The sequence below is a fragment of the Arthrobacter sp. K5 genome (assembly GCF_040448525.1).
Classification (GTDB): Bacteria; Actinomycetota; Actinomycetes; order Actinomycetales; family Micrococcaceae; genus Arthrobacter; species Arthrobacter globiformis.
In genome coordinates, this window is record NZ_CP159279.1 from 1,493,813 (window position 1) to 1,512,797 (window position 18,985).

The window sequence follows — 18,985 nt, forward strand, 5'->3', positions numbered from 1 at the left end:
TATGACTACTCAACTGCCAGGCGACGCACTCGTCTCCCTGAATGCCGTTAACAAGCATTACGGTCAGCTCCACGTTCTGAAGGACATCAATCTCCAGGTCCGCAAGGGCGAGGTGGTTGTGGTCATCGGCCCCTCAGGCTCGGGCAAGTCCACCCTGTGCCGGGCCATCAACCGGCTTGAGACCATCGACGACGGCGACATCGCCATCGACGGCAAGCAGCTGCCTGCGGAAGGCAAGGAGCTCGCCCGGCTCCGGGCCGACGTCGGCATGGTGTTCCAGTCCTTCAACCTGTTCGCGCACAAGACCATCCTGGAAAACGTGACTCTGGGCCCCATCAAGGTCAAGGGCGTGTCCAAGGCGGAGGCGGACAAGGAGGCCATGGCCCTGCTGGAGCGGGTGGGTGTGGGCCACCAGGCACCCAAGCTGCCGGCGCAGCTCTCCGGCGGCCAGCAGCAGCGTGTGGCCATCGCACGGGCCCTCGCCATGAAGCCCAAGGTCATGCTGTTCGACGAACCCACGTCGGCGCTCGATCCGGAGATGATCAACGAGGTCCTGGATGTCATGATCCAGCTGGCCAAGGAGGGCATGACCATGATCGTGGTCACCCACGAGATGGGCTTCGCCCGGAAGGCCGCCGACCGTGTGGTGTTCATGGCGGACGGCCAGATCGTGGAGGACGCCACGCCCGAGGAGTTCTTCACCAATCCCCAGAGCAGCCGCGCCAAGGACTTCCTGTCCAAACTGCTCACGCACTGACAACCGGCAGACCCCGCTGGTTTCCAGATCACGAGTTCGCACCCAGGCCGTCACCGGCGGCCGCCCAATGAAAGGAACGTCATGAAGGCATTTTTGACCCGAAGGAAATCCCTTCTGGCAGCAGCATCCGCAGCCCTCGCTCTGACCCTGAGCGCTTGCGGCGGCGGCGGAACCGGGACCGGCTCCAACCCCACCCCGGTCGAGAAGCCCAGCTTCGCTGCAGGTACCACCATGGAAAAGCTCGCCTCGGCCGGCAAGGTGACCATCGGAACCAAGTTCGACCAGCCGCTGTTCGGACAGAAGGGCCTGGACGGCAAGCCTGTCGGTTTCGACGTCGAAATCGGCAAGCTGCTCGCCGCCAAGCTGGGCATCGCCGCTGACAAGATCGAATGGGTCGAGACTGTCTCTGCCAACCGCGAGCAGTTCATCAAGCAGGGCAAGGTGGACCTGATCGTGGCCACCTACACCATCAATGACAAGCGCAAGACCGAGGTCGCCTTCGCCGGCCCGTACTACGAAGCCGGCCAGGCGCTGATGGTGAACAAGGACAATACGTCCATCACCAAGCCCGAGGACGTCAAGGGCAAGAATGTCTGCTCGGTGACGGGATCCACCCCGGCCTCCACGATCGTGGAAAAGTACGGCGCAGTCCTGGTGCCGGCCGCCACCTACTCGGCCTGCCTCGAACCGCTCCGCAACAAGCAGGTTGAAGCGGTGACCACCGACAACGTCATCCTGGCTGGCTTCGTCAACAAGGAGCCGGATGCGTTCAAGCTGGCTTCCGACGAAACCTTCACCAAGGAGCCTTACGGCATCGGCGTGAAGAAGGACGACACCGAGTTCCGCAACTGGATCAACGACCAGCTTGAGGCCTTCGCCAAGGACGGCTCCTACAAGAAGGCCTGGGAGGACACGGCAGGCGCGGTCATCAAGACGGCACCGGAACTTCCGGCCATCGACCGCTACTAGAACGATCGTGGCGGTTACCGGCGGCTGTGCATGCCATAGCCTGCCGGTAACCGCCGCTTCCGTTTTCCGCACATAACGCAGCTAAAGGATCCTATGGACGTCATCATTGAAAGCCTCCCCCAATACTGGGACGGCTTTCTCAGAACCCTGTTCCTGGCCGCCGTTTCCGGCATCATCGCACTGGTTGTGGGCACCCTGCTGGCCGCCGCCCGGGTCTCCCCCGTTGCCGCCCTCCGCGGCTTCAGCATGGCCTACGTGGAGGTGGTGCGTAACACCCCGCTGACCATCGCCTTCTTTTTCGCGGCGGTGGTCCTGCCCCGGCTCGGTGTGACCTTCCAGCAGTTCGAAATCGCGGCGATCATCGCCCTCAGCGCCTACACGTCCGCCTTTATCGCTGAGGCGGTCCGCTCCGGCGTCAACAGCGTTCCCATCGGCCAGGCCGAAGCAGCCCGCAGCATCGGCATGAAATTTGGCCAGGTCCTGTCGCTGATCATCCTCCCGCAGGCCCTCCGCACCGTGGTTCCGCCCCTGATCAACATCCTCATCGCGCTCGTCAAGAACTCCTCAGTGGCCGGCGCCTTCTTCGTGCTGGAGCTGTTCGGCTACGGCAAGCAGCTGGCCAACGATCATGGTGATGCCGTCATGTGGGTCCTGGTGGGGGTTGCCTTCTTCTATCTCCTGATCACCGTGCCGCTGGGTTACCTTGCCCACCAGGTCGAACGAAAGGTGGCGATCGCCCGATGACTTCGGTTCTCTACGACGTTCCGGGGCCCAAGGCCCGCCGTGTCTCGCTGATCGGCTCCGTGATCGGCATCGTGCTGATCGCGGCCCTGCTGGCCTGGGCCATCATGACCCTCGCCCAGCAGGGGATCTTCCAGGCGCAGCGCTGGGCGATCTTCGGCCAGGCTGACGTCTGGACACTCCTCGCCAACGGCATCACCGCGACGCTGAGCGCGGCGGCGATAGCAGCTGTCATCGCCTTTCCGCTGGGACTTCTGCTGTGCCTGATGCGCATCTCCGATGTTGCCTGGATCCGGGTCCCCACCAGGATCGTGCTCGAGTTCCTGCGCGGCATGCCTGTGGTCCTGATGATGCTGTTCGTGCTGCTGGTCTTTGCCACCAGCTCGTTCATCGCCGTGGTGGCCGGCCTGGTCCTCTACAACGCCGCGATCTTCGCGGAGATCATCCGGGCAGGCATCCAGTCGCTCCCCCGCGGGCAGCGCGAAGCAGGTTTGGCGATCGGCCTGACCAGCTTCCAGTCCCGGCTGAGCATCGAACTGCCACAGGCGGTCCGCCGCATGCTGCCGTCCCTCGTGGCGCAGCTGGTGGTCCTGCTGAAGGACACGTCGCTGGGCTACATCGTGGCCTACGGCGAGCTGCTGCGTGCGGTGCAGGTGATGGCCGACTTCCTGGGCCCGCAATTCCTGTTCCCGGTGTTCTTCGTGGCCGCGGCCATCTACATCGCCATCAACCTGGCAGTGTCCCGGCTGGCCATCTGGATCGAGCGGCGCGGGTCCAAGAAGGCCGCCGGCGGAGTGGCGAAGGCCCCCACAGCCGGTGTCTCCACCATAGTGAAATAAACGGCAGCTCTTGACGGCGAAGGGTCCACAGCCATCCGGCTGTGGACCCTTCGTGTTTAGCTGCCAGTGCTCAGGACAGCTGGCTCAGGACAGCCACGTCTGCAGTGCCCGCAGGCAGGTGCGGATGGCTTCGGCCTCCACATGCTCGTTGTCCTTGTGCGCCAGGAGCGCGTCCCCGGGCCCGAAGTTCACGGCCGGGATGCCCAGTTCGCTAAAGCGGGCGACGTCGGTCCAGCCGTATTTGGGTTTGGGCTCGCCGCCCACGGCGGCAACGAAGGACGCGGCGGCGGGGTGGTTCAGTCCGGGCCGTGCGCCGGCGGCGCTGTCCGTGCGGACCACGTCGAAGCCGTCCAGCAGCGCGCGCACGTGCTCTTCGGCCTGATCGGGGGTCTTGTCCGGGGCGAAGCGGTAGTTGATCTCCACGACGCAGCGGTCCGGGATGACGTTGCCCGCGGTGCCGCCGTGGATCTTCACCGCGTTCAGGCTCTCGCGGTAGTCCAGGCCGTCCACGGTCACGGTCTGCGGGCTGTACGCCGCGAGCCGTTCGAGGATGGGTGCGGCGGCGTGGATCGCGTTGCGGCCCATCCAGGCCCGGGCCGAGTGGGCCGCCTCGCCGGAGGTGGTGGCGTGGAACCGCATGGTGCCGTTGCAGCCGCCCTCCACGGTGCCGTCGGTCGGTTCGAGGAGGATGGCAAAGTCGCCGCCGAGGAGCCCGCCGTGGTTCCGCACCAGCCGGCCCAGCCCGCTCTTGACCGCTTCCACCTCCTCATGGTCGTAAAACACAAAGGTGACGTCCTTGCCCGGTTCCGCCCCGCCGTCGAACATGGAAGCCGCCAGTGCAAGCTGGACCGCAACGCCGCCCTTCATGTCCGTGGCCCCGCGGCCGTACAGGACGCCGTCGCCGGGGACGCCGGACGGCCAGGTGGACGGCACCGTTCCCAGTGAGCCTTCCGTGACCGGCAGCGGCACCGTGTCCAGGTGGCCCGCCAAAATGACCCGCTCGCTCCGGCCGAGGTTGGTCCTGGCGATGATGGAGTCGCCGTCACGTACCAGTTCAAGGCCTGGCAGCTGGCGGAGGGCGGACTCGACGGCATCGGCCAGCTCGCGCTCATTCCCGGAGACGCTGTTGATGTCGATCAGCGCGGAGGTCAGCAGTGCCACATCCTGGCGCAGGTCAAGGGTTACGGGGGCTGTTTCGGCAATCACCATCCCACTGTATCCCGCACCCGCCCGCCCCAACCCGGTGGCACTCCGTCCCGACTGGGTAGCAGCTCAGGGCGTTCCCGGCGCCGGGAACGCCCCGAAATGCGACTCAGATACGCGCGGACCGGTTTCAGTGCGCGAGCCTCGTCTCGATAGACTTGGCGCATGACTGAAACCGCTTCTTCCGCCGTGCCCGCTGCCCAGACACTGTCCGACGAATCCCGTTCGGCCTATGGATTCGGCGTAGCCACCATCGCCACGCGGAACGGCGAAGCCACCGTGCTGGATGCCTGGTTCCCCGCCCCCGCCCTTGGTGTGGCCGCCGAAAACCTGCGCGCCGTGGAAAACGCCGACGAAACCCTGACGGACATCGCGGCCGCCGGCACCGACGCCGACCGCGGCACCGAGCAGAAGGTGGTGTTCGTCCAGATCAACCTGGACGAGGCCCCGGCCGACACCGCCGACGCCTACCTGCGCCTGCACCTCATCTCGCACCGCCTGGTCCAGCCCAACAGCCTCAACCTGGACGGTATCTTCGGCAAGCTCCCCAACGTCGTCTGGACCAACTTCGGCCCGTGCGCCGTGGACGGGTTCGAACTGACCCGCGCCAAGCTGCGCAAGCGCGGCGCCGTCACCGTCTACGGCGTGGACAAGTTCCCGCGCATGGTGGACTACGTCGTCCCGGCGGGCGTCCGCATTGCCGACGCCGACCGCGTGCGCCTGGGCGCCCACCTCGCCGAGGGCACCACCGTCATGCACGAGGGCTTCGTGAACTTCAACGCCGGCACGCTGGGGACCTCCATGGTTGAGGGCCGCATTTCCGCCGGCGTGGTGGCCGGCGACGGTACGGACGTCGGCGGCGGCGCCTCGATCATGGGCACCCTCTCCGGCGGCGGCAAGGAGAAGGTATCCCTGGGCCAGCGTGTCCTGCTGGGCGCCAACTCCGGCGTCGGCATCAGCATCGGGGACGACTCCGTGGTGGAGGCAGGGCTGTACGTCACGGCCGGCACCCGCGTCCGCGTTGCCGGGCCCAAGGATGCCGACGGCGAGGACACCAGCAAGATCGTCAAGGCCGTGGAGCTGTCCGGCGTGCCGAACCTGCTCTTCCGCCGCAACTCCACCACCGGTGAAGTTGAAGTCCTGCCCCGCCAGGGCCAGACCGTGGAACTGAACGACGCCCTGCACGCCAACTGACCGTGAGGACACAGCCGGCACGCCACCCAAAAGGGCGTGCCGGCAGATTGCTGGAGTAACCACGTGACACGCAGACGCAGGCTGCGCGGGGCTGCCATCACCGGGCTCTGCCTGGTCCTGGTCGCGGGCGGCATCTACACCGTGGCCACCTTGGTGCAGCGCTCCGAACAGCTGATCACGGAGGAGTGCACGGCCGCCGTCGGCGCACAGCGGGCCGACCTGGCCACCGACCAGGCTGCGAACGCGGCGCTGATCACGGCTGTCTCGGTGCGGCGCGGGCTGCCGCCGCGGGCAGCCAGCATCGCCCTGGCCACCGCCATGCAGGAATCCAAGCTCCGGAACATCGGCCACGGCGACCTGGCCGGGCCTGACTCCAGGGGGCTCTTCCAGCAGCGCCCGTCCCAGGGCTGGGGCACCCAGGACCAGGTAATGGACCCGATCTATGCCACGAACGCCTTTTACGATGCCCTCGTGAAGGTGCCCGGCTATGCCACGCTGGAGATCACCGACGCCGCCCAGCGGGTCCAGCGCTCCGCCTACCCGACGGCCTACGCCGAGCACGAGGCGATGGGACGGTCTTTCGCCTCAGCGCTGACGGGCGAGTCCCCGGCTGCCCTGGACTGCACGCTCCGCTCACCGGACACTGCCGGCGACCCCGCCGCCCTGCTCAATGAGCTGGAAGCCTCCTACGGAAGCATCCCGACGACGGTGACCGGCCAGACGCTGGAGGTCGATGTCACCGACAGCTTTGCCTGGTCCGTGGCCCACTGGGCAGTGGCAAACGCCAAAGAGTTCTCGGTGGAACGCGTTGACGTGGACGGAAAGCGTTGGGACAGGAAGGCCCGCAACGGGTGGCAGGATGCACCCGACACCGGCGGCCGGGTGGCCATCACGCTGGCTGCCGACGGGTCCTGAAGCCGACGGGTCCTGAATTTGACGGCATGGCCCTCAAGCTCTAAACGAGGATCTCCACGACCGGCTGCACGTAGCTGCGGAACACCTCGGGCTGGGACAGCAGCTCGTGGCTCATGATGATCTTGTCCGGCTCCAGGTACCACGCCCGCTGCTCGTCCAGCGGCAGCTCGATGATGGTCAGCGCAAAGTCCCGTGAGTCCCGGCCCACCTCCAGGAGCCGGTCCTCCACGATGTCCTCGAGCAGGTGCGCGGAGCCCCCGGCCACGCGTTCGGCCTCCAGTTCGGCGTACTCCGCGCGCCGCTCCCTGGCCCAGGTCAGGGCGGCCCCGAAGTGCGCCTGCAGGACCTTGCGCAGCGCCGGTGAGTTGGCGAAGGACCGGAACCCCGGGGGCGAGAGTTCGGGGGACATCTGCGGGTGTGCCTTGAGGAGCTGCTCCCACCAGGCTTCCCACTCCGTTTTCAGGGCGCTGATGCCGCCCACTTCGGCGGTGAGGTGGTGATGGTCAACATGGCGGACCTTCGGTGCGGCATGCGAAAGCGCCGGAAAGCCCGCGCCATCGAGCCCAGCAACATCACGTATGTAAAGGGCAATGAGCATGGGCCCCGACGTGTCCATAGTGATTCGCCAGCCTGGACCGCCTGTGTGCTGCATGCGTATGCCTCCTTGGCATCTTGTTTTCCACCCCGTTGTGCCGGCCACCCGTTCTCCGGCTTTCAGTCTATTCCCCCAGCCCGGGGAGGTTAATGGCTGGCACCGACCCTCCTGCGAAGCCCCTCGATGTGGGATTCGAGCACGTCACGGCACATTTCCGGGGACATCCAGCCCGGCTGCAGCAGGGCGTGCATGGCCAGCCCGTCCAGGGTTGCCAGCAGGTGTTCGGCGGCCGTCACCAGCTGCGGCCCGGCACCGGTCCCGGCGGGATCGTCCTCGTGCACGAGCCGGGTGATCACCTGGCCGACGACGGCGGCCACGGCCCGGTGGCTCCGGTCCGCCTCGGCGGCCAGGAAGGGCCGGATCCTCGCCGCGTTCCTGAACGCCAGCCAGGCGCACGCGTCCAGGGCACGTTCTTCGTCCAGGGGCAGGAATTCGCCCAGGAGTGTTAATACCGCCCGGCTCATGTCCGGGTCAGCCGCTGCGGGCCCGAGCCCGAGCCCGGTAAGGGCCTTGTTGAGGCGGGACAGCAGCCTGTCCGAAACCGCCGCAAACGAGTAGGCCAGCAGGTCATCACTGCTGTCGAAGTAGTGCCGCACGGAGCCCACCGCAAGCCCGGCCTCGTCCGCCACTTCCCGCAGGGACGCGCGTTCCAGGCCGTCCGTGGCGATGATCCTGCACACGGCGCCAACGATCTCCTGACGGCGCTGCGCGGCGTCCACGATTTTCGGCACTCTTGTTTTTAGCACGGGTGTGCTCCGAAACCGCGGCGGCGCGCTGCCGTCCCGTGCGTAGCCGTTAACGCCGACGGCGGCCGCCCACCGGGAAGGTGGACGGCCGCCGTCGAGGTTTGGGAGCCGGTGGGGATTAGCGGGCCGGGTACTGCCGCTCGGGCTCTCCTGTGTAGAGCTGCCGCGGACGGCCGATCTTGGTGTTGGGATCGTTGATCATTTCGCGCCACTGGGCAATCCAGCCCGGCAGGCGGCCGATGGCGAACAGCACGGTGAACATCTTCTCCGGGAAGCCCATGGCCTTGTAGATCAGGCCGGTGTAGAAGTCCACGTTCGGGTACAGCTTGCGCTGGATGAAGTAGTCGTCGCCGAGGGCCTTCTCCTCCAGCCGCATGGCGATGTCCAGGAGCTCGTCGTGGCCGCCGAGCTTGCTGAGCACTTCGTGTGCAGTGGCCTTGATGATCTTGGCACGGGGATCGTAGTTCTTGTAGACCCGGTGGCCGAAGCCCATGAGGCGGACGCCGTCCTCCTTGTTCTTGACCTTCTCCATGTAGTCCTCGGGCTTGACGCCGTCGGCCTGGATCTGGCGGAGCATCTTCAGCACAGCCTCGTTGGCGCCGCCGTGGGCGGGGCCGAACAGGGCGTTGATGCCTGCAGACACGGACGCGAACAGGTTGGCGTTGGAGGAGCCCACCAGACGCACCGTGGAGGTGGAGCAGTTCTGCTCGTGGTCCGCGTGCAGGATGAGGAGCAGGTCCAGGGCCTTGACCACTACCGGGTCCAGCTCGTACTGCTCGGCCGGCAGGCCGAAGCTCAGCCGCAGGAAGTTCTCCACAAGGTTCATGGAGTTGTCCGGGTACAGCATCGGCTGCCCGATCGACTTCTTGTGCGCGTAGGCGGCAATGACCGGCAGCTTCGCCATGAGGCGGATGGTGGAAACCTCCACCTGCTCGTCATTGAACGGGTCCAGTGAGTCCTGGTAGAAGGTGGACAGCGCGGACACAGCCGAGGACAGCACGGGCATCGGGTGCGCGTCGCGGGGGAAGCCGCCGAAGAAGCCTTTGAGCTCCTCGTGCAGCAGGGTGTGGCGGCGGATCTTCTGGTCGAAGTCCTCCAGCTCGGTCGGCGTCGGGAGGTTGCCGTAGATCAGCAGGTACGAGACTTCGAGGAAGCTGGAATGCTGGGCCAGCTGTTCGATCGGGTAGCCGCGGTACCGCAGGATGCCTGCGTCGCCGTCGATGTAGGTGATGGCCGACGTCGTGGCGGCAGTGTTCATGAAGCCGGGGTCAAAGGCAACGGCGCCGGTCTGCTTCAGTAGCTTGGAAACGTCGTAGCCTTCGTTTCCCTCAACAACCTTGATGCGCGGGAGCTCGAGCTCGCCGCCTGCGTGGCGCAGGGTTGCGCTGGTGGTCTCAGTCATGGAGTCCCCTTCATGAGGCGTCTGGCCTCTCTAGAAAGCTTGATCCAACATCAGGTGGGCCGCGCGGGGTCCCGCCCCAGACGGGAATTCCAACGGCCTTGCCGCCTTCTTGTAGAAAGCCACCATTGATAGTCAGTTAAAAAACTACCGCCACTTGCAGGTTGCCACTAATCCGGGAGCGCCAAATTATCCCCAAAACAGGCCAGTTGTGGTGCGAGTCACACCATTGTTACGGCGCCCGGAGGGTTAAAAGTCGGCCCGCGGAGGCGTCATGACAACGCCGGTGGGACGCCCGGGGACCCGGCCTAGGCCAGGCGGGCCACCGCAGCGTCGATCCGTTCGTCGCTTCCGGTGAGCGCCACGCGCACATAGCCGTGCCCGGCGTCGCCGTAAAACACCCCCGGACCCACCACGATCCCCCGCTCCGCGAGGCGTGCCACGGTGTCCCAGGTGGCTTCGCCCGCGGTGCACCACAGATACAGGCCGGCAGCCGACTCGTGCAGGGTCAGACCGAAGGATTCGAGCGCCGGCAGGAGCCGCTCCCGCCGTCCGCGGTACAGGTCCTTCTGCGCCAGGACGTGCGTGTCGTCTCCGAGTGCCACCCGCATGGCTTCCTGCACCGGGTACGGCACGATCATGCCGGCGTGCTTGCGGCTGTTGACGAGGTTGGCCATCAGGGCCGCATCCCCGGCGACGAAGGCCGCACGGTAACCGGCCAGGTTGGACTGCTTGCTCAGCGAGTACACGGCGAGGAGCCCGTCGTGGGAAGCACCGGCGACGCGCGGATCGAGGATGCTCGGAACCGCCTGCCCGCCACGCTGCAGGTCCCACTCCCCCCAGCCAAGCTCGGCATAGCACTCGTCGGACGCCACCAGCGCGCCGATTTCGCGGGCCTGGTCCACAATCTTCTTCAGGGATGCTGCGTCCCGGACGCTGCCGGTGGGGTTGCCCGGGGAGTTGACCCAGACCAGGCGGACCCTGGACCGGGTGGCCGCGTCCAGTTCGTCGAGGTCATCAGCCGCCACCGCCGTTGCCCCGGCGAATGTGGCCCCGATGTCGTAGGTCGGATAGGCGACGGTAGGCCGGACGACGACGTCGCCCGGCTTGAGGCCCAGCAGGAACGGCAGCCAGGCCACGAGTTCCTTGGAACCCACGGTCGGCATGACGGCGCGGGGATCGAGCCCTTCCACGCCGCGGCGGCGTGCGAACCACCCGGCGATGGCCTCCCGGAGCGCGGGAGTGCCATGGACGGTGGGGTAACCGGGCGCATCCGCGGCGGCCTTAAGGGCGTCCTGGATGACCGGCGGCGTCGGGTCAACGGGCGTGCCGATGGACAGGTTCACCGCACCACCGGGGTGTTCAGCCGCTTTGGCGAGGTACGGCGCCATCGCTTCCCACGGGTAGTCGGGCAGGCTAAGGCCGAAACTGCGCACAGCTGTAGTCACGAAGGGGTCCGCCTCAGTGGTCCTGGTTCTGCGGCGGGAGCGCTGCAATCATCGGGTGGTCCTTGCCGGTGTTGCCCACCTTGGCGGCGCCGCCCGGGGAACCGAGGTCGTCAAAGAACTCGACGTTCGCCTTGTAGTAGTCGGCCCATTCCTCAGGGGTGTCATCCTCGTAGTAGATGGCTTCCACCGGGCAGACGGGCTCGCAGGCGCCACAGTCGACGCACTCATCGGGATGGATATAGAGGGAGCGTTCGCCTTCGTAGATGCAATCGACGGGGCACTCCTCAATGCATGCCTTGTCCTTAACATCTACACACGGCTGCGCGATTACGTACGTCACGTCCCTTGCCTCTCCACGTTGATTCCGGCGGCTGGCCGGTTGCTGCATCCGGCCTGCATGCCGGGCTGTCCACTTCAGAGCCTATTATCTCCCAGGCCCGTCCCGCGAACGAAGCGGGCGCGTCACACTCCGGACGCGTCTTACGATGGACAGGTGAGTCCGACACCATCAGCACCCCGGCAGTTCCTGGCCACGGCCCCGGCCGGAACGCGCGTGGTGGTGCGCTACAGGATCGACGGCGGCTTCACGGACGCACTGGGAGACCTCCTGGGGTGCGGCGAAAGTGAGTGCACCGTGCGAACCCGGACTTCCGACGTCGGCATCCCCCTTGACCGGGTGGTGGCCGCCAAACAGGTGCCGCCGGCACCTCCGCGCCGTGGTTCACGGCGGACGCCGCCGGCCGCGGACTGACGACGGCCCGGCCTAGGCCCTGTCCGCGGCACCGTACTCCAGCACCTCGTCCGGAAGAGTGCGCATCCTTCGCAACGGCGAGAACAGGACCGGGGCGGTGGCCAGGAAGCTGCCGGCCGCTCCGATCAGCATGGTGGGCACCAGGCCAAGGTGTTCGCCCAGGTACCCCGATGCCAAGGCTGCCAGCGGCATCACGCCCCACACCGCAAACCGGATGGACGCGTTCATGCGGCCGAGCAGCCGTGGCGGGCAAACCCGCTGGCGCATGGTGAGCTGCATGATGTTGTACACCAGGACGCTGAAGCCAAACCCGAACTCCGAGATGAGCAGCAGGGCCAGTGCGACGCCCGGCTCGGGAACAATGCCCGCAAACGGCACCAGCAGCAGAAAGACCGAACTGACCAGGGCGCACACGGGAATCACGGTGCCTTCGCCGATCCGGGCGGCAAGCCGCGGCGCCGCCACTGCGCCCAGCAGCCCGCCTGCGGCGCCCACGGTCATGATCAGGCCCATGCCCTGCGGCCCCAGGCCGAGGTTGCGGAGCACCAGCAGCGGCATCATCGTGTACATCAGCATGCCGGAAAAGTTCATGCCGCCGGTGCAGGCCGCGATCCGGCTGATGAGCGGATGCCGGACAACAAACGAGAGCCCTTCCCGTATTTCGACCGGAAGGGGGCGCCGTGCGGCGGCCGGCGCACGCACTTCTGAGTCACGGGTACGGGCAAGGAACACCGCGGAGAGCAGGTAACCTGCGGCCTCACCCACGAAAAGCACGGGAGCCGACACGACCGCCAGCAGCGCACCGCCCGCAGCGGGTCCGCCGATTCGTGCTATCTGCGCCGTCGCCTCAAGCTTCGAGTTGGCCTCCCTCACCTGCGGGGACGCCACCAGGACCGGCACATAGCTCTGGTAGGCGACGTCGAAGAACACCGTTGCCGTTCCCACGCTCCCCGCGACCAGATAGAGATGCCAGATTTCCAGGCCGCCGCTCCACCACAGGACCGGCACCGCAGCCATGGCGGCCATCCGCAGCAGATCGGCAGTGATCATGGTCCTGCGCTTCAGCCACCGGTCCACCCAGGCCCCGGCCGGCAGCCCGACCGCCAGGAACGCCGCCAGGCCTGCGGCGTTCAACACGCCCACCTCGAATTCCGAGGCGTGGAGCATGACGACGGCCAACACCGGCAACGCGAGCTGGCCCAGCTGCGCGCCGAACTGTCCCAGGGCCTGCCCGGCCCAGAAGGTGGAGAAGTTGCGGTCCCGCCACAGCGGCCCTGCCGTTGGCTCCGCGGCAGTGGGTTCGGCAGTCACGGCTTCAGTTTCGGCTGACGATTGGCATATGTCAATCAGTTATTGCTCGTTACACTTGCGTCTATGAACCACCCGCCGGAGGGCGACGACGCGGACCTGGTGGCCAAGGGCCGCGCGCTGAGTTCGCCGCTGCGGCTGAGGATTCTCCGGCTGTGCCTGCACCAGTCGCGGACCAACAAGGAAATCGCGGAGTTGCTCGGCCTCAATCCCGCCTCCAGCCTCCACCATGTCCGGACCCTGGTGCGGACCGGGTTCCTGCTGGCAGAGGAACGCCGGAAGGGCCGGCGCGGCGCTACGGAGGTTCCCTACATCGCCAGCCGCAAGTCGTGGAGCACGCCGGTGGACAACGTGGCGCCGATCCTCATCGAGACGTTCGTGCAGGAGACCAGGGATCTGCCGCCTGAGGACATCGAGGTGTGGCGGCTGGGCGTGAAGTTCAACGCCGCCCGGCGGGAGGAAATGCTGGGCAAGCTCCGCGCCATCGTCGAAGAGTACATGGCACTTCCCGCCGACGACGACGGCGAGGCCACCTCACTCATGATTGCCCACCACCGGGACCCGACGGCTGACTAGCGGCCGTGCCGCCGGACCTCCGTGGCTGTACCGCCGGAGGACGGGCGGCTGTACCGCCGGCACCAGGCCAGCATTCCGACGGTGACCAGCACGGTCCCGTAGACCCAGATGCTTCCCGCCAGGTCCCCGGCGATCAGCCGCTTGCCGGACTCCATCCCTGACCACCAGCCGGCCAGGGCGTAACAGAGACCGCCGCACACCGCCGTCGGAATCAGTGTCCGGAACGCCGCCCCGAGGAACAGCTGAAGCGACGCCAGGAGCAGCAGGGCCGCGACGGCCCCCAGCGGCAGCGCAGCACCGGCCGCGAATTCCTGGCGGTGGAGCGCGGTTCCGGCGAAGGCAGCAAAAAGAGCTGCCGGCACGGCGGCGGCCAGGCCGCCTGCCATGCCGGCAGCTCTTCTGTTCACGCTGGCAGTCCCCTGCGGGAGGGTGACGTTATGCCTTGGCGCGGGCGCGGTTGGCCTTGGCACGCTCGTTGGAGTCGAGGATGACCTTGCGGATGCGGATGTCCTCCGGCGTGACCTCGACGCACTCGTCTTCGCGGGCGAATTCGAGGGACTCTTCGAGGGTGAGCTCGCGCGGGGGCGTGAGGTTCTCGAAGCTGTCGGAGGAAGCCGCACGCATGTTGGTGAGCTTCTTTTCCTTCGTGATGTTGACGTCCATGTCGTCTGCGCGGGAGTTTTCGCCCACGATCATGCCTTCGTAGACCTCGGAGGTCGGCTTGACGAAGAAGGAACCGCGTTCCTGCAGGTTGATCATGGCGAACGGGGTCACCACGCCGGCGCGGTCGGCCACCATGGAACCGTTGGTGCGGTATTCGATGGGGCCGGCCCAGGGCTCGTAGCCCTCGGCGATGGACGCGGCGATGCCGGCGCCGCGGGTGTCCGTGAGGAACTTGGTGCGGAAGCCGATCAGGCCACGGGCGGGAACGATGAACTCCATGCGGCACCAGCCGGTGCCGTGGTTGGCCATGTTGGTCATGCGGCCCTTGCGTGCTGCCATGAGCTGGGTGACGGCACCGAGGTACTCTTCGGGCACGTCGATGGTCATGTGCTCCATCGGCTCGTGGACCTTGCCGTCGATGGTCTTGGTGACCACCTGGGGCTTGCCGACGGTTAGCTCGAAGCCTTCACGCCGCATCTGCTCCACGAGGATGGCCAGCGCGAGCTCGCCGCGGCCCTGGACTTCCCAGGCATCCGGACGCTCGGTGGGGAGAACCTTGATGGAGACGTTACCGATGAGTTCCTTGTCCAGGCGGTCCTTGACCTGGCGGGCCGTGACCTTGGCGCCCTTGACCTTGCCGGCCAGCGGGGACGTGTTGATACCGATGGTCATTGAGATCGCGGGATCGTCAACGGTGATCAGGGGCAGCGGCTGGGGGTTCTCGACGTCGGTCAGGGTCTCACCGATGGTGATCTCCTCGATGCCGGCAACGGCGACGATTTCGCCCGGGCCGGCGGACTCGGCCGGAACGCGCTCAAGCGCCTTGGTGGCGAGGAGTTCGGTGATCTTGACGGTCTTGAGCTCGCCGTTGGCGCGGGCCCAGGCAACCTGCTGGCCCTTGCGAAGAGTGCCGTTGTAGATGCGCAGCAGTGCGAGGCGGCCCAGGAACGGGGAGGCGTCCAGGTTGGTGACGTGTGCCTGCAGGACGCCTTCGGGGTTGTAGGTCGGCGCGGGGATGTGCTCGATGATGGCGCTGAAGAGCGGCTCGAGGTCCTCGTTCTCCGGGGCAGTGCCGTCGGCGGGCTGTTCGAGGGAAGCGCGGCCTACCTTTGCGGCGGCGTAGACCACGGGGACGTTGAGAATCTTGTCCAGGTCAAGGTCCGGAACCTCATCGGCAAGGTCGGAGGCCAGGCCCAGGAGCAGGTCCATGGACTCGTGGACGACCTCTTCGATGCGGGCATCGGGGCGGTCGGTCTTGTTGACCAGGAGGATCACCGGCAGGTGCGCGGCGAGGGCCTTGCGGAGGACGAAGCGGGTCTGGGGCAGCGGGCCCTCAGACGCATCCACGAGGAGAACGACGCCGTCCACCATGGACAGCCCGCGCTCCACTTCGCCGCCGAAGTCGGCGTGGCCGGGGGTGTCGATGACGTTGATGGTGATGGTCTCGCCGTTGGAGGACGGTCCGTTGTAGGCCACCGTGGTGTTCTTGGCCAGGATGGTGATGCCCTTTTCGCGCTCCAGGTCACCGGAGTCCATGACGCGGTCTTCGAGGTGGTTGTGCTCGGCAAAGGAGTTGGTCTGCTTGAGCATGGCGTCCACGAGGGTGGTCTTGCCGTGGTCAACGTGGGCCACAATCGCGACGTTGCGCAGGTCACTGCGAACTGCAGTTGCTACCGCGGTGTTGGTGGTGGTTTCAGACATGCGTTATTGCTCGATTCAGTGGTGAAGTCAGCTGTTGTATCGCGACATTTCCAACCGGAACGCACGACGGATCAGACCCTTAACACAGGGCACCTACTGCCAGTCTAAACGCTGAGCCATTTATTGGCCTAAAACGGGTACTTCCGCCCTTCCCCGCGCCCGTTACCAAATCGTGAATCCAGCCCCACGTCATGTGAGCAAAATCACTGGCTTTTCCGAAAGTGATCCACCACTATTGCTAGACCACTTACGAACAGGCCAGGAGTCCACGGATGTTACAAGCCTCGACGCGGGCCCTCCTGATTGGTCCGGTCATCGCCGCCAGCGTGTTTTTGGCGGGCTGCGGCGCAGCAACGGAGCCGGCGTCCGGTGCCGGATCGGCGGCGCCTCGTGCCGCCGCCCCGGTGGCCGCCCCCGGTGAGGCCGTGGCCGCCGGTTCGGCGGTCGTGAGCGATCTGGGCGCCGCCGTCGACCCCGCCAGCCTTCCGGCCGGAGCGCTGTACCGCAATCCGGCCAACGGGCGGGACGAGGTCATCGTGGGCAACATCGCCCACACCGCGCTGCTGATCGGCGACTCGCAGTCCGAACCTCAGGCCAGCTGGCCGCGCCGGGCCCTCACGGGGCTGGGCTACGACGTTTTCTTCTGCGGCAAGGGCGGCACCGGCTTCGTGGCCTCCAACGGCACCACGGGCAACTACGTGGATGCGCTGCAGCGCGGCGACTGGCACCTGCCCTACGGCTTCCCCCCGCTGGTGCTCATCGAGGGCGGCGGAAACGACGCGAAGCAAGGGGCGAGCAACGAGCAGATCTCGGAAAACGCCGACCGGCTTATCACGACGATCAAGCAGCGGTACCCGGGCGCGAAGCTGGCCTTGGTGGGAACCCTGGGCAAGGGAGCGGACCACGGCGGCGCCCGGCGGGCCGAGGTTGACGCCCTGCTGGGGACTGTCGCCGCGGACCACGGCATCCCGTTTGTCAGTGTCGGGGACTGGCTCACCCGTTACGGGCTGGAGTCGCAGCTGAAGGACAGCGTCCACATGAACGGCGAGGGGCACCGCGCCCTGGGTGAGCTGCTGGGTGACAGGCTCGCGAAGCTGGGGCTGCGGCTTTCCTAGGGGTCTTTCAGCAAGCAAGGGAGCCGGTGGCCGCCATCAGGCGGCCACCGGCTCCCTTGCTATTGCCCGCTTACTCCGTTCCGGTAGCCAGCAGCTGGGCGCGCAATTCCCGGCGCTCGCGCTGCTTTTCCGGATCCGGCAGCGGCACGGCGGCGAGCAGCCGCTGCGTGTAGGCCTCCTGCGGGTTGCGCAGGATCTGGTCGCGGGTGCCCTGCTCCACGATCCGGCCGCGCTGCATGACGCAGATGTGGTCCGCCAGCACGTCCACGACGGCGAGGTCGTGGGTGACGAAAAGGCAGGCGAACCCGAGCTCGCGCTGGAGGTTCTGGAACAGCTCCAGGACCTTGGCCTGCACCGACACGTCGAGCGCAGACGTCGGCTCGTCTGCCACCATCAGCTTCGGCTTGAGCGAGAGTGCCCGGGCAATGCCGACACGCTGTTTCTGGCCGCCGGACAGCTCGTGCGGGTACCGGTTCCGGTAGTTCCGCGGCAGCTCCACCTGGTCCAGCAGTGCCTCGATGCGCTTCTGCAGGTCGGCGCCCTTCGCCACGCCGGCAAGGTACATGGGCTCGCCGATGCTTTCGCCGATGGGCAGTCTCGGGTTCAGGGACGAGGACGGGTCCTGGAAGACCATGCCGATGTGGCGCCGCACCTGGTGCAGCTGCTTGCCGTTCTTCTTCGCGGCGGAAATGTCCTCGCCCACCACGCGCATCGTTCCGGCCGCCACCGGCAGCAGTCCGACGGCGGCGCGCCCGATGGTGGTCTTGCCCGACCCCGACTCCCCCACGAGGCCCACCACCTGCCCGGGATGGATGGTCAGGTTGGCTCCCTCGACGGCGCGGAAGGCCGGTACGCGGCCCTGCTTCGGGTACTCAATGGCGACGTCGGTCAGCTCCAGGACCGGTTCGCCCACGGGCCCCCTGGATTCGGCGGCTGCCAGGGCCGCCGCGTTCTCCCGCTCGCGGCGGACCAGTTCCGCGTGGTCCACGGAGTCGAGCTCTGCGTGGGTGGCAGCGGCCAGCGCTGCAGTCACGTCCACGTCCGGTGCGGCGTCCGTTCCGCCCTGACCGAGGTGCGGCACGGCCGCGAGCAGCGCCTGCGTGTACGGGTGCTGGGGATTGTGGAAGATCTGCTCTGCGGTGCCGGTCTCCACGATCAAGCCCTTGCGCATGACGGCGATCCGGTCGGCGAGGTCCGCCACGACGCCCATGTCGTGGGTGATCAGGACGATGGCACTGTCCAGCTTGTTGCGAAGGTTCCGCATCAGGTCCAGGATCTCCGCCTGCACCGTGACGTCCAGGGCAGTGGTGGGCTCGTCAGCGATCAGCAGCTTGGGATCGCAGGACAGCGACTGGGCGATCATGGCACGCTGCCGCTGGCCGCCGGAGAGCTGGTGCGGATAGGACTTGAATGCCTTCACCGGGTCCGGCAGCTCCACGAGCTCCAGCATCCGCAGGGCGCGCTCCTTGGCCTGGTCCGGTGACACTTCGTTGTGCAGGCGCACCGTCTCGACGATCTGCGCGCCCACTGTGTACACCGGGTTCAGCGCCGTCATGGGCTCCTGGAAGATGACGGCCACGTCCTTGCCCCGGACGCTGCGGATGTTGGCGGCATCCTCGCCCAGCAGTTCCTTGCCGGAGAGCCTTACGCTGCCGGACACCCGGCTGTTGCCGGGCAACAGGCCCAGGAGCGCCATGGAACTGGCGCTTTTGCCCGAACCGGACTCGCCCACGATGGCCAGGACCTCGCCGGCGCGGACCTCATAATTGAGGCCGACGGCGGCCGGCACCCACTTCTTTTCCACGCCAAAGTCGACGCTGAGGTCGCGCACTTCCAGGACGACGGAGCCCTTCCCGTCTGCCCTTCGCCTCCCGGAGCCGGGCTCCATGGAGCCCGGCTCCAGCGGGTCCGACGCCGGACGGTCAGGACTGATGTAGTCAGACATGTTGGGGTTTTCCTTCCACCCGGGCCAGCGGAGCAGCTGAGATTAGTGCTGCGGCCGGGA

At 66.8% G+C, this 18,985-nt stretch carries 19 protein-coding genes; 9 read left to right on the forward strand and 10 right to left on the reverse strand.

What is annotated here, in order from left to right; genetic code table 11:
* Position 1 precedes the first annotated feature (1 nt).
* The 4 genes from ABRP34_RS06660 (at position 2) to ABRP34_RS06675 (ending at position 3,306) form a co-directional block, all read left to right on the forward strand.
* Positions 2-757, forward strand: coding sequence for an amino acid ABC transporter ATP-binding protein (locus ABRP34_RS06660; protein WP_043419610.1), 756 nt, complete (start codon positions 2-4; stop codon positions 755-757).
* A gap of 81 nt (positions 758-838) precedes the next feature.
* Positions 839-1,726, forward strand: coding sequence for a glutamate ABC transporter substrate-binding protein (locus tag ABRP34_RS06665; RefSeq protein WP_003805144.1), 888 nt, complete (start codon positions 839-841; stop codon positions 1,724-1,726).
* A gap of 93 nt (positions 1,727-1,819) precedes the next feature.
* On the forward strand, positions 1,820-2,470 hold the full coding sequence (locus ABRP34_RS06670) for an amino acid ABC transporter permease (protein ID WP_003805145.1): 651 nt from the start codon (positions 1,820-1,822) through the stop codon (positions 2,468-2,470).
* Positions 2,467-3,306 (forward strand): amino acid ABC transporter permease, encoded by an 840-nt coding sequence (locus ABRP34_RS06675; protein WP_003805148.1) that lies wholly within the window; start codon positions 2,467-2,469, stop codon positions 3,304-3,306. Before ABRP34_RS06670 ends, ABRP34_RS06675 begins: the two co-directional genes overlap by 4 nt.
* 84 nt (positions 3,307-3,390) lie before the next feature.
* On the opposite strand, the gene dapE is transcribed toward ABRP34_RS06675, so the two are convergent.
* Positions 3,391-4,515: a succinyl-diaminopimelate desuccinylase gene (dapE, locus tag ABRP34_RS06680; RefSeq protein WP_353712657.1), complete on the reverse strand. Its 1,125-nt coding sequence runs from the start codon at positions 4,513-4,515 to the stop codon at positions 3,391-3,393.
* A gap of 159 nt (positions 4,516-4,674) precedes the next feature.
* Between dapE and dapD the strand changes: the two genes are divergently transcribed.
* Positions 4,675-5,703, forward strand: coding sequence for a 2,3,4,5-tetrahydropyridine-2,6-dicarboxylate N-succinyltransferase (gene dapD / locus ABRP34_RS06685; RefSeq protein ID WP_353712658.1), 1,029 nt, complete (start codon positions 4,675-4,677; stop codon positions 5,701-5,703).
* A gap of 63 nt (positions 5,704-5,766) precedes the next feature.
* Complete coding sequence (locus tag ABRP34_RS06690) at positions 5,767-6,618, forward strand: hypothetical protein (protein ID WP_003805155.1); 852 nt, start codon at positions 5,767-5,769, stop codon at positions 6,616-6,618.
* Positions 6,619-6,658: 40 nt separating this feature from the next.
* Here the strand turns inward: ABRP34_RS06690 and ABRP34_RS06695 are convergent, their stop codons facing one another.
* The 5 genes from ABRP34_RS06695 to fdxA all read right to left on the reverse strand — a co-directional run bounded on the left by ABRP34_RS06695 (position 6,659) and on the right by fdxA (position 11,206).
* The gene (locus ABRP34_RS06695) at positions 6,659-7,270 is read right to left on the reverse strand and encodes a hypothetical protein (RefSeq protein WP_353712659.1); all 612 of its coding nucleotides are present in this window, start codon (positions 7,268-7,270) and stop codon (positions 6,659-6,661) included.
* Between the two features lie 89 nt (positions 7,271-7,359).
* Positions 7,360-8,004 carry a TetR family transcriptional regulator C-terminal domain-containing protein gene (locus ABRP34_RS06700; RefSeq protein WP_353712660.1) on the reverse strand — a complete coding sequence of 215 codons (645 nt, stop codon included), beginning with the start codon at positions 8,002-8,004 and terminating at the stop codon, positions 7,360-7,362.
* A 133-nt stretch (positions 8,005-8,137) separates the two neighbouring features.
* Positions 8,138-9,421 (reverse strand): citrate synthase, encoded by a 1,284-nt coding sequence (locus ABRP34_RS06705; RefSeq protein ID WP_003805162.1) that lies wholly within the window; start codon positions 9,419-9,421, stop codon positions 8,138-8,140.
* Positions 9,422-9,726: 305 nt separating this feature from the next.
* Entirely contained in the window at positions 9,727-10,866 is a 1,140-nt protein-coding gene (gene dapC / locus ABRP34_RS06710; RefSeq protein ID WP_353712661.1) for a succinyldiaminopimelate transaminase, read from the reverse strand.
* A 13-nt stretch (positions 10,867-10,879) separates the two neighbouring features.
* The gene (gene fdxA / locus ABRP34_RS06715; RefSeq protein WP_026265673.1) at positions 10,880-11,206 is read right to left on the reverse strand and encodes a ferredoxin; all 327 of its coding nucleotides are present in this window, start codon (positions 11,204-11,206) and stop codon (positions 10,880-10,882) included.
* 153 nt (positions 11,207-11,359) lie between these two features.
* Here fdxA and ABRP34_RS06720 point away from each other — a divergent pair, with 153 nt between their 5' ends.
* A complete protein-coding gene (locus ABRP34_RS06720) occupies positions 11,360-11,617 on the forward strand; it encodes a hypothetical protein (protein ID WP_175305022.1) in 258 nt (85 codons plus the stop codon).
* Positions 11,618-11,629: 12 nt separating this feature from the next.
* Here ABRP34_RS06720 and ABRP34_RS06725 read toward each other — a convergent pair whose 3' ends face one another.
* The gene (locus ABRP34_RS06725) at positions 11,630-12,928 is read right to left on the reverse strand and encodes an MFS transporter (protein WP_353712662.1); all 1,299 of its coding nucleotides are present in this window, start codon (positions 12,926-12,928) and stop codon (positions 11,630-11,632) included.
* Positions 12,929-12,991: 63 nt separating this feature from the next.
* Here ABRP34_RS06725 and ABRP34_RS06730 point away from each other — a divergent pair, with 63 nt between their 5' ends.
* Positions 12,992-13,501, forward strand: coding sequence for a helix-turn-helix domain-containing protein (locus tag ABRP34_RS06730; RefSeq protein ID WP_003805169.1), 510 nt, complete (start codon positions 12,992-12,994; stop codon positions 13,499-13,501).
* Here ABRP34_RS06730 and ABRP34_RS06735 read toward each other — a convergent pair.
* Entirely contained in the window at positions 13,498-13,908 is a 411-nt protein-coding gene (locus ABRP34_RS06735; protein WP_353712663.1) for a hypothetical protein, read from the reverse strand. The two genes, ABRP34_RS06730 and ABRP34_RS06735, sit on opposite strands and share 4 nt — an antisense overlap.
* Positions 13,909-13,936: 28 nt before the next feature.
* Entirely contained in the window at positions 13,937-15,865 is a 1,929-nt protein-coding gene (gene typA / locus ABRP34_RS06740) for a translational GTPase TypA (protein WP_003805173.1), read from the reverse strand.
* 272 nt (positions 15,866-16,137) lie between these two features.
* Between typA and ABRP34_RS06745 the strand changes: the two genes are divergently transcribed.
* Complete coding sequence (locus ABRP34_RS06745; RefSeq protein WP_353712664.1) at positions 16,138-16,980, forward strand: SGNH/GDSL hydrolase family protein; 843 nt, start codon at positions 16,138-16,140, stop codon at positions 16,978-16,980.
* 70 nt (positions 16,981-17,050) lie between these two features.
* On the opposite strand, the gene ABRP34_RS06750 is transcribed toward ABRP34_RS06745, so the two are convergent.
* On the reverse strand, positions 17,051-18,925 hold the full coding sequence (locus ABRP34_RS06750; RefSeq protein WP_353712665.1) for an ABC transporter ATP-binding protein: 1,875 nt from the start codon (positions 18,923-18,925) through the stop codon (positions 17,051-17,053).
* Positions 18,926-18,985: the final 60 nt, after the last annotated feature.